Here is a 9,168-nt window from a genome sequence, read left to right on the forward strand (position 1 = left end):
CGCTGATCGGGCTTGAAGAGTTTCGCAAGTACTGGAGTCGACGCCGGATCTCGAGAAAGGCGGCACATCACGTGTGAGCGGTCACGACCTTGGGCCAGTCCTTACCCTTGCTGGGTGGAGAAAATCGCGGGCATTTGCAGCTCCTTGTAAATGGCGAGAAACCTCAAGCCCGAGGTGAATATCAAGGCCACCCAACCGGCAATCCAGATCGACGGAAATGCACTGCGCAACAGGACATAAAGGCTGCACCCAAACAGGATCGGCGTGGCGTAGATCTCACGTGACATCAGCAGCGAGGGCCTTGCGGCCAGAACGTCACGCGCGATACCACCTCCAATACTGGTCAACAGGCCCATCATCACCGCCAGCGGCGCAGCAAGATGCAGTCCCAGCACTTTCTCGGTGGCGACCAACCCAAAGAGGGCGGCCGCGAAGCCATCAAGGTAGAGCAACAGACGGTAGCGTCGTTGCAGTCTCTTGGTGAGAAAAAAAGCTATCAGCGCTGCGAACAAGGCAACCCAGATGTAGTTGAAATCTGCAATCCAGAATATCGGTTGATCGAGCAACAGGTCTCGAAGGGTGCCACCCCCAATTGCCGTGATGATGCCCAGTACCACGGCCCCAAACAAATCGACACCAACCTTATGGATCGCCAACACCCCGGTAATGGCAAACACGGCGGTGCCCAGCATTTCCTGAAAATACAGCATGCCTGACTCCGCCCTCAGGTTATAAGGTGAACGATAGCTACGTGTACGTCCGTGCCTTTGCCGATCTGCAATGCATCGCCGTCGGCAAGGATGTGCAATGTGTAATGGTAGCTACTGCAACTGGTTTCACAGATATCCCGCTCAATCTTTCAGTTGTCGCACCATGTCAGCGATCACACCATGCACGATTCGCCTGACAAGCCTGCTCTCACCGGCATTCATTGCATGAGCGTATTCGTTCAGAATTGTGCTGGCCGCGTTGCTCACACCTTCGGCCAGTTCATTGATGATCTTGGTTGCCAGGGCTTTGTTCACGCCAATGGCTTCACCCAGGCTGATAACACTGGCCCTGGTGACCTCCGCATGCGTACGGATACCCTCTGGCTTCCACACCAGTTCGGCCTCTAGCCAAGGTGCTGCGGACTCGCCATAGACCGCCGTGCACAAGAGGTCGTAGTGAGGGGCAAGGTAGTAGGAGTCCGCACGCACGAAAAATGAGAGATTTTTCAGGTGGGCATCATTGTTGCCAACCAGGATGTTGAAGACCAACCACTTGAACAACTGTATCCGCGTCTGCGCAACGTTCCGCACGAGGCCCAGGATTTTTCGCAACGTTTCAGGCGTCGCCTGCTGATACTTGAAGCTTTTATCCAACCCCAGCATCTGGCAGGCATCCAACACGTGTTCCCGCTCTAGCCGATTGTTCACCCGTCGGCGGTCAAACCGCTCAATCAGGTACACCGGTTCAGGCACACGACGAATGTACACCGCCGGAACGCCCAGCTTTACTTCCTGGGCAATGCTCATCACAAACCACTCGTTGACGGCAGTGGCGTCATACAGATCGCGCTGAGAGTGATCAGGCTTGAGGATATGGGTTGAAGGGGTGCTGCCCATAGGCTCGAACAGGCTGCCATTTTCCAGCACGACAGCCAGTTTGTGCTGTGCGCCGGCCAGCGACATGCGCTTCGGGGCGCCGGTGGTCAACGCAACGCGTGGTAGATTGCGAATCCTTTCGCTGAGTTCTGTATCGGGGAGCGGTCTGAGCCCACCCTCCGCTGGCAAGTGTGGGTCGTTGAGCAATGTCACTGCGCCGGCGGACTCGGCCCCGTAATAGCCAAGCAGGCCAAAGGCATCCGAAAATTCGATTTTTGCATCGCTGGCCAGTAATGAGCGCGCTTGCTCCTCAGGTAGCAGGTTGTCGAAGAACCATTGAACAGGGCGCTCTGAAGAACCATCAACGATCACGCCCTTTGCTCTTGCAAGGGCGGGAGACAAGTCGTAACCGTCGGCGCTGGCAATCCATTCAGGGGTGTATTCAAGGCTCCAGACGCCAGCGGTATCTCTCAACGTCGCGACGTGATTCGCATTGATGACAACCTCGAGTGTTCTCATTTTCCGGGTATATCCATGTAGAGGCGTATGCCTAACTCCTGCATCACGAGCAGAACGCTGGCCAGAGAGACAGTGCCTTTTCCTGTCTCGATATCTCTCAGCAATACGTGACTCTTCCCAGCGATCAATGCCAGATCTGACTGAGTGATGCCTTGGGCCTTTCGAACCTTGCGTACCGCCTTCCCCAAGTCATCAGGGGTATGGATCTGTACGAGCGCGCTCATGGTGTGGTCAACCTGTCTGGCTGTCAGTAAAAACGAAGCTATGACTGCGATTATGTGGGCGAAACCCATGAAGTCAAGGAAAACTAAGCCATAGCTTCGTTTTTACGATTTAAGCTGGATATTCCATGAAAACGAAAGTATGGCTTCGATTTTAATTGCGGGCGTGTTGAGCCTCAGAAAACAGTGCTGTGCTGATCAAGGGTGAGCAAATCGAATCACTGTTTGGTCAAGAGGGTAAAACAGCAGGGTGTTAGCCTATGCACCAGATCGCGCGGGCTAGATGACTTCCCTTGGGCAAAGCTGCGCCCGATCGCGGTGTTTTACCTGACAGTCCTCACTGCTTATATCCAATGGTCAAGGAAGCAAAATGCTATTGTGCGATTTGAGTCTTGGAAAAGACGTATATCACTCGTTATGTGAAGAATGAATCGTCAGTTATTTATTTCTCTGGATGGGCCCAAGGGGACCGGCAAAACCACACTGTTGGAGGCCGTTACGAAAGTACTGAGGGCCGACAACAAGAAGGTGATCCGACTTTGCGAGAAAAAAAGCGATCCCTACAGGGGTGAAACGATGGCCCTCGTTAACACGCTCGTCAGAAATCCCAGCCGGGATTTGGAGTTGGGGGTTTGTGAACGCTTTGCTGATAGCCGTACCTGGATTTCCCAGCACGTGCTGGTTAAACAGCCACCGGACAGCATCATCTTGATCGATCGCTGGTACCCGTCTGATGCCGCGTTTCGCCGGATAGTCCCGTTTGCAGAGATTCTGCAGTTGAACATTGAGCGAAACGTGCGAGTGCCAGACCTGCATGTCGGGGTTGTCACCGCCCCTGATATCTCATGGGCGAGGGCAGCGGCACGATCGCGCGGGCTGAGCAGTACGCTGCTTCATACCCAGGAAGAGCAGGTCGCGAGTACCAAGGCGTTCGAGCGAGCGATTGCCGATCACGGCTGGTTTCTGTGCCGCAATGAAGGAACGCTCGAAGACGCAACGATGCACGTGGTTTCCGAGATTTATAGGCTGCTTTGATGCCCTGTGACAGACGCTAGAAAATGGCGTTTCCAGGACGCAGCGACCGCATGGCCTGCCTCTTCAGCGTGAGCTTTTGCTACGTCCCCTTCGTTTGAATCAAACCCTATGACCTGAGTAGCTGGCGCTGGATTTCACCCAGCGCTTGCTGCTGCGCCAGCACCTGCCTTGACCAATGGTCCGGCCAAATTCAGCGTTCGACTTGACCTGTGAAATTTTTCATGTATTTTTTCATGAAAAATAACTCAAATATTTTCACGGCATGCTCCTGAACAATGAAGATGCACGAAGAAGTCGAAGGCCTGGCGATCTTTATCCACGATCTGCGCACATTCAAGAACCTGACACTGGGCGAACTGGCTGAACGTGTCGATCGTTCGGATGACTTTCTTTCCAAGCTTGAACAGGGGGTGTCGCGCCCGACCGTGGCGGACCTCACGGCTATCAGCGAAACACTCGGTGTATCGACCGCGTACTTTTACAACCTGAGTAAGCCACGCGGCATCAGTTGGGTTACTCGCCCCCATGAGCGGCGCACACTGTACCTCGGCTCAGGTATTACCGATGTACTGGCCTCGCCTCGTATTACTGGCAGCTTCTCCATGCTCGACAGCCGTCTTGAGCCGGGTGCCACCAGTGGCGATCAGTACCTGAGCGACCGTTCGGAGCAGGGCTGTTTCGTGCTCGAAGGCGAACTGACGGTTTGGCTGGAAGACGCCGACCCCGTGACACTCCATGCAAACGACAGCTTCCAGCTGCAACCCCACACGCATTTCCGTTACGCCAACCTGACGGACAACCTCACCCGCGTGTTCTGGGTATTCAATTGAATTCGTTCACCTCACAAGGAAAAGAAGATGAGTGCCATCTTTCCGGATCTGCTGACTGAAGTGCGCTCTTTTCGAGCGAAGTACCCTGAAGTACGTTACGTGGACTTGATTGCGCTGGATATTCCCGGGCACTTCTATGGCAAGCGCTACCCCATGGATATGCTTGAGAAAGTCGCAGCGGGGGCACCCCTGAAGTTGCCTCAGAACTGTGTACTGCTGGGTACCCAGGGCGGCCTGTACAATATTGGCGACTATTGCTTTGCCGATGGCGACCCGGATGCATCACGGCGCCTGGTGCCGGGTACGTTGAAACCGGTGCGCTGGGAAAAGGACGTGATCGCGCAGATGCTGATCACTTCGGACGGCACCTCGAAGCCTATCGAGTTCGAGCCCCGTGAAGTGCTGGCCCGTGTGATCGAACGCCTTGCCCGACGTGGCGTGCGCCCGGTGGTTGCCTTCGAACTTGAGTTCTACCTGTTCGATCGCAAGCTTAAGGAAGGCCTGCCACAGTTCCCACGCGATACGTCGACCGATGATGAAGACGACCAGCCGAACATGCATATCGAACGACTGTCGCGTTTTTCGTCGGTACTGCACGAGATGGTCGATGTCGCCAACGAGCAGGGCGTGCCGGCGAATGTCATTACGGCAGAACTGGGCCCTGGCCAATTCGAAATCAACTTCTCCCACAGTGATGATGCCCTGAGTGCGGCTGACTGGTCGGCGCTGTTCTGTCGCAGTACCCGCGGCGTTGCGATGAAACACGGCTATCGCGCCAGCTTCATGAGCAAGCCTTATCTGGACGCTCCGGGCAGTGGGATGCATGTACATGTCAGCCTGTACGACGAGGCCGGAAACAACCTCCTTGCACGCTTCGAGCAGCGCAACCTGCGCCATGCGGTGGCGGGTTGCCTGGAATTGCTGCCCCATTGCATGCCGATCTTCGCGCCCAACCACAATGCTTATCGCCGCTACGGCGCGATGGTCAACGCTGCAAGCCTTGCAAGCTGGGGCTTTGAAGACCGAGATGCGTGCATTCGCATTCCCGAGTCCGACCCGCGCAACCTGCGTATCGAACACCGGCTGGCTGGCGCCGATGCCAACCCGTACCTGGTACTGGCGGCCATCCTGACGGGGATGGAGCACGGCCTGGATCGCGGCCTCGAACCCATTGCGCCGCTGAACGAAAACCGCCAGAGCGGCATCGACTTCCCCAAGGACGCGCTGAGCGCAGTGGCTGCCATGCGTCACCATCCGGTGATCAATGAAGGGCTGGGCAGTGAGTTCGTGATGGTCTACTGCGAAAACAAGCGCCAGGAGCAACTGGATTTTCTGAACGAAATCAATGCGCGCGAATATCGCTGGTTTTTGTAAGTCCTGATGCTCTCGTTACGCCGCACGCTCTACCCACACGTTTGAATACAACTCGAAAGATTGATTTGCCGGAGAATGATATGCCACGTGTGCCAGTTATCGGCATCACTGCATGCACCAGCGAAATTGAGCTGCATGCTACCCAGACCATCAGTGAGAAGTATGCCCGTGCTGCGAGCAAGGCGGCGTGCGGTTTGCCGATCGTGATTCCCAGTCTCGCTGACCTGATAGATACCGCCGACATCATTGACCTGGTGGATGGGCTGATCTTTACCGGCTCGCCATCCAATATAGAACCGTTCCATTACAACGGTCTGGCCAGTGCGCCGGGCAGCCATCACGACCCAGCGCGTGATGCCACGACCTTGCCACTCATGCGTGCGGCCATCGTGGCGGGTGTTCCGGTGCTCGGTATTTGCCGTGGCTTTCAGGAGATGAATGTGGCGCTGGGAGGCACCCTCCACCAGAAAGTTCATGAGACCGGTTCGTTCATGGACCATCGTGAGGTCAAGGGTGAACCCATGGAAAAGCAATATGGCCCACGCCACAAGATGCATATACAGCCGGGCGGCGTGATGGACCGCATGGGCTTGCCGCCGATCATCGATGTCAATTCCATACATGGCCAGGGCATTGATGCACTGGCGCCTGGGCTAAGGGTGGAAGCACGTGCACCCGATGGACTGGTGGAAGCGATCTCTGTTGAAAACAGCAAGGGTTTTGCCCTTGCCGTTCAATGGCATCCAGAGTTTCAGGTACTTGAAAACCCGCATTACCTAACGATCTTCCAGTCGTTTGGAAAAGCCTGCCGGCAACGCTCGGTACTGCGCCAACTGATGTTGAAGTCCGCCTGAAAACTGGCCGTTATCAATATAAAAAATGCCCCCGCAGCCAGGCTGCGTATTTTGATGGAGAGAAGTGATGAGTGAAAAGAATTCGCAAACGCTTGCCTGGCAAGCGATGAGCCGTGATCATCATCTGGCACCCTTCAGCGATGTCAAACAACTTGCCGAGAAAGGCCCACGCATCATCACCTCGGCGAAGGGCGTGTACCTGTGGGACAGCGAAGGCAACAAGATTCTCGATGGCATGGCTGGCCTGTGGTGCGTGGCAGTCGGCTACGGTCGTGACGAACTGGCCGAGGTGGCCAGCCGGCAGATGAAGGAACTGCCGTACTACAACCTGTTCTTCCAGACCGCGCATCCGCCAGCGCTGGAACTGGCCAAGGCGATTGCCGATGTAGCCCCGCAAGGTATGAGCCATGTGTTTTTCACGGGCTCCGGCTCCGAAGGCAACGACACCGTATTGCGCCTGGTTCGCCATTACTGGGCGATCAAGGGCAAGAAGGACAAGAAGGTCATCATTGGCCGCATCAACGGCTACCACGGCTCCACCGTGGCTGGCGCGGGCCTTGGCGGCATGGCTGGCATGCACCAGCAGGGCGGCCTGATCCCGGATATCGTGCACATCCCGCAACCTTACTGGTTCGGCGAAGGCGGCGACATGACCGAAGCTGAGTTCGGCGTGTGGGCGGCGGAGCAGTTGGAGAAGAAGATTCTGGAAGTCGGCGAGAACAATGTCGCCGCCTTTATCGCCGAGCCGATCCAGGGCGCCGGCGGCGTGATCATCCCGCCGCAGACCTACTGGCCGAAGGTCAAGGAAATCCTCGCCAAGTACGACATCCTCTTCGTCGCCGACGAAGTGATCTGCGGCTTTGGCCGTACCGGTCAGTGGTTCGGTTCCGACTACTACGGCCTCAAGCCCGACCTGATGACCATCGCCAAGGGACTCACGTCCGGTTACATCCCCATGGGCGGTGTGATCGTGCGTGACGAAGTGGCCAAGGTGATCAGCGAAGGCGGCGACTTCAACCACGGCTTCACCTATTCCGGCCACCCGGTAGCGGCGGCGGTGGGCCTGGAAAACCTGCGTATCCTGCGAGAAGAGAAGATTATCGAGCAGGTTCGCGAAGTGACCGCGCCGTATCTGCAAAAGCGCCTGCGTGAGCTGGCTGACCACCCGCTGGTGGGCGAAGTGCGCGGCCTGGGCATGCTCGGTGCCATCGAGTTGGTGAAGGATAAGGCCACGCGGGCGCGTTACGAAGGCAAGGGTGTCGGCATGATCTGCCGCCAGCACTGCTTCGACAACGGCCTGATCATGCGCGCGGTGGGTGACACCATGATCATCGCACCGCCGCTGGTGATCACCATTGAAGAGATCGACGAACTGGTGGAAAAGGCGCGCAAATGCCTGGACCTGACCTATCAGGCTATCCATTAAGACATAGCACCTCGGCATGATTCTGCTGACAGTCTGCAGACTCATGCCGAGGTGCTCGCTTTGCGCTCAGTCGCTGAAAGGAATCACCCTTCAGAGCCCTTTATCTTGACTTGCCCTGGTACATCGTCAGGGTTTTGCCCCGCTAGCGACAACGTGCACCGCTCCACGCTGCGGCCGAGTTTCGTGACGCGCTTGATTTGTGAAATTATTCATGTATTTTTTCATGAAAATAACTAAATAATTTTACAGCTGCGCTTAACCATGGCCCACAAGCTCGCTTCACAGCATGCTGCTCGCGATACTGACACCCTGCCTGACCGACCTCTGCGCAGCGCTTTGGGGGTGATGGGTTCTGTCTCCTCTGCTCTCTACCCTCACGTTTCACAAAAATCTCGGCAGCTCCGGTGTTGATTGACACGTATGTGAACCGTGTCCTGGAAAATAGTGCGCAAGCATTCGTATTGTTGGTTTTTGAGGCGTTGAGCAAGGGCTTTTCAGCGCATGCACTTTTTTGATCTATGGATTTAATGATGAAAATGCACAAAGAAGTTGAAGGCCTGGCGATACTTATTCGCGACTTGCGCAAATTCAAAGGGCTGACGCTGGGCGAGCTGGCTCAACGCATTGGCCGATCGGTTGGCTTTCTTTCCCAGGTTGAACGGGGTGTGTCGCGCCCAACCGTGGCAGACCTGACGGCTATCAGCGAAACACTCGGTGTATCAACCGCCTATTTTTACAACCTGAACAAGCCCCGTGACCTTAGTTGGGTAACGCGTCCGCATGAGCGTCGTACGCTGTATTTCGGAGGTGGTATTACCGATGTTCTGGTCTCGCCCACGATAGCTGGAGGCTTCTCCATGCTTGACAGCCGTCTTGAGCCTGGGGCAACCAGCGGGGAAGAGTACCTCGACGACAGTTCGGAGCAGGGCTGCTTCGTGCTTGAAGGCGAGCTGACCGTCTGGCTGGATGAAGGCGATCCCGTGACGCTCTACGCAAACGATAGTTTTCAGCTACAACCCCATGCAAGCTTCCGTTATGCCAACCTGACGGACACGCTCACCCGTGTGCTATGGGTGTTCAATTGAGTGTGATCAGGCTCAATTGTTCATCGTGTTCGCGACCTTGCGGGAGAGGCATCAGCTTTATCTAGCGCTAATAGCTTTGTGGCTTTTCCATATTATGGAAAATCCTAAGCATAGGATTTAATTGATTTTTTTTTGATTTCTTGCTTGACGCTCCAGCCGTAAACGTTTAATTCCGCTGCGGCCCAGATAGCTCAGTCGGTAGAGCAGGGGATTGAAAATCCCCGTGTCGGCGGTTCGA

Annotated in this window: 9 protein-coding genes; 6 read left to right on the plus strand and 3 right to left on the minus strand. The window is 55.7% G+C overall.

Going from position 1 to position 9,168, the window contains the following annotated elements:
- Window positions 1-101: 101 nt before the first annotated feature.
- The 3 genes from EKA13_RS24495 to EKA13_RS24505 form a co-directional block, all read right to left on the minus strand.
- Window positions 102-710, minus strand: coding sequence for a trimeric intracellular cation channel family protein (locus tag EKA13_RS24495; protein ID WP_065761713.1), 609 nt, complete (start codon window positions 708-710; stop codon window positions 102-104).
- A gap of 141 nt (window positions 711-851) precedes the next feature.
- Window positions 852-2,105, minus strand: a complete 1,254-nt coding sequence (locus tag EKA13_RS24500; RefSeq protein WP_065761714.1) for a HipA domain-containing protein — start codon at window positions 2,103-2,105, stop codon at window positions 852-854.
- Window positions 2,102-2,329 carry a helix-turn-helix domain-containing protein gene (locus EKA13_RS24505; protein WP_065761721.1) on the minus strand — a complete coding sequence of 76 codons (228 nt, stop codon included), beginning with the start codon at window positions 2,327-2,329 and terminating at the stop codon, window positions 2,102-2,104. Before EKA13_RS24505 ends, EKA13_RS24500 begins: the two co-directional genes overlap by 4 nt.
- Before the next feature lie 423 nt (window positions 2,330-2,752).
- Here EKA13_RS24505 and EKA13_RS24510 point away from each other — a divergent pair, with 423 nt between their 5' ends.
- The 6 genes from EKA13_RS24510 to EKA13_RS24535 all read left to right on the plus strand — a co-directional run bounded on the left by EKA13_RS24510 (window position 2,753) and on the right by EKA13_RS24535 (window position 8,930).
- The gene (locus tag EKA13_RS24510; protein WP_065761715.1) at window positions 2,753-3,361 is read left to right on the plus strand and encodes a dTMP kinase; all 609 of its coding nucleotides are present in this window, start codon (window positions 2,753-2,755) and stop codon (window positions 3,359-3,361) included.
- A gap of 275 nt (window positions 3,362-3,636) precedes the next feature.
- The gene (locus tag EKA13_RS24515) at window positions 3,637-4,191 is read left to right on the plus strand and encodes a helix-turn-helix domain-containing protein (RefSeq protein ID WP_065761716.1); all 555 of its coding nucleotides are present in this window, start codon (window positions 3,637-3,639) and stop codon (window positions 4,189-4,191) included.
- Window positions 4,192-4,218: 27 nt separating this feature from the next.
- Complete coding sequence (locus tag EKA13_RS24520) at window positions 4,219-5,565, plus strand: glutamine synthetase family protein (protein ID WP_065761717.1); 1,347 nt, start codon at window positions 4,219-4,221, stop codon at window positions 5,563-5,565.
- A gap of 80 nt (window positions 5,566-5,645) precedes the next feature.
- Window positions 5,646-6,419: a gamma-glutamyl-gamma-aminobutyrate hydrolase family protein gene (locus EKA13_RS24525; RefSeq protein ID WP_065761718.1), complete on the plus strand. Its 774-nt coding sequence runs from the start codon at window positions 5,646-5,648 to the stop codon at window positions 6,417-6,419.
- A 67-nt stretch (window positions 6,420-6,486) separates the two neighbouring features.
- Window positions 6,487-7,845 (plus strand): aspartate aminotransferase family protein, encoded by a 1,359-nt coding sequence (locus EKA13_RS24530; protein WP_065761719.1) that lies wholly within the window; start codon window positions 6,487-6,489, stop codon window positions 7,843-7,845.
- 530 nt (window positions 7,846-8,375) lie between these two features.
- Complete coding sequence (locus EKA13_RS24535) at window positions 8,376-8,930, plus strand: helix-turn-helix domain-containing protein (protein ID WP_065761720.1); 555 nt, start codon at window positions 8,376-8,378, stop codon at window positions 8,928-8,930.
- Window positions 8,931-9,168: the final 238 nt, after the last annotated feature.

Source organism: Pseudomonas defluvii, assembly GCF_001695625.1.
Classification (GTDB): Bacteria; Pseudomonadota; Gammaproteobacteria; order Pseudomonadales; family Pseudomonadaceae; genus Aquipseudomonas; species Aquipseudomonas defluvii.